Source organism: Candidatus Eisenbacteria bacterium (assembly GCA_016867495.1).
GTDB lineage: Bacteria > Eisenbacteria > RBG-16-71-46 > CAIMUX01 > VGJL01 > VGJL01.
Map to the genome: position 1 here is coordinate 1 of VGJL01000368.1, position 1,544 is coordinate 1,544.

Genomic DNA, 1,544 nt, shown 5'->3' on the forward strand with positions numbered 1-1,544 from the left:
AGCTCGGCCCCGGACGCGGTGGAGCTGCTCGGGTTCGAGGTCAGCGATCCCCGCGCGCCGAGGGTCCTCACGATCGATCCCGCCGCCCAGTTCGAGGGGCGATCCCTGCGTCTCCAGTGGGACCTCTCGGGAGCCGATCGGAGGTTCTTCCTGGCCCGGCTGGACGCGGTCGGCGCCGTCGATCCCGCGGCGGGGGAAGGGATCTCCCTCGATATCTCCTCCGATCTGGCGAGCCCTGGGGACCACGACTATGTCGTGATCGTCCCGCGCGAGTGGATCCCCACTGTGCAGCCCTTGATCGATCACCGTGAAGGGCAGGGCCACCGGGTCCTCGTCGCTCCGATCGAGGACGTCTACGACGAGTTCTCCGGCGGGCGCCGCTGGCCCCACGCGATCCGCTCGTTCCTGCGGCGGCTCTTCGCGACGCGCGATCTCCCGCCGTCCTTCCTGCTCCTCGTGGGCGACGCCACGGACGGCTTCGACAACGAGTTCAGCTTCTCCGATCCGAACTGGGTTCCCACGCAGACGATCTTCTCCGACTCGTACCTCGCCTATCACGGGCCCGAGCTGGTCGCCTCCGACCAGTGGTTCGTGGACAACCTGGTCGGGACGGGGGAGAGGCTCGACTTCCTGCCCGACATGCATGTGGGCCGGCTCCCCGCGGGGAATACGACCGAGCTTCAGAACATGGTCTCCAAGCTGACCGCCTACGAGTCGTTCGAGCGCGACGGCAACTGGCGCAACCGCGTTCTCTTCGTGTCCGACGACGACTGGAGCTCGGCGATCACCTTCACCGAGAGCTACACCTACAGGCCGGGCGTGGAGGGGATCTTCGCCGAGTCGGGGCGGCTCTCGCGGAACGCGATCGAGCGGCATGGCCGCCTTCCCGATTTCGGGGTCGACACCTTCTTCGTGGCCCAGTACATGGACTCCGTTCCGTCGCTGGGGCGGTGTGTCGTGGATCCCGGCACCGGCCGGTGCCAGCGGAAGGAGAACGACGAGCTCGTCATGAACAACTCGGCCGACTACATGTTGAGCCTCCGCTACGGAGAAGAGACCGTTGCGCCGCTTCTCTGGCGGGCGATGAGCCGCGGGCACCTCTTTGTCTCCTACAACGGCCACGCGAACGCACGTCTGATGAGCCACGAGTATGTCTTCCGGCACAATCCCCAGGTTCGCGAGGATGTGAGGGAGCTGGGGAATCTCAAGCGGCCTTTCGTCTTCATGGGATACGGCTGCCACCTGGCGGAGTTCTCGGCTCCCGACGAGAAGCTCTACGCCCGCGGCGACGGGATCGGCGAGAGCCTGCTGAACCTCTACCCCGACCGGGGGGGGATCGCGGCGATCGCTTCGTCAGGATACGAGTGGCTGAGTTCGACCGATCAGTACAACCTCGCCGTGGTCCACGCGTTCTTCAAGAACCCGCCCCAGCGCGAGGGGCACACCCGATGGGTTCTGGGCGAAGTGCTCACGCAGAGCAAGGCCAACCTCTACGCGGTAGATCCGCGAAGCCCGACCTATCTCAGCATGTGCGCCACCTATTT

General features: G+C 66.0%; 1 protein-coding gene. It reads left to right on the forward strand.

Annotation, left to right across the window (positions count from 1 at the left end):
- A partial coding sequence (locus FJY88_14315; GenBank protein ID MBM3288501.1) for a hypothetical protein occupies positions 1 to 1,544 on the forward strand: 1,544 nt, incomplete at both ends.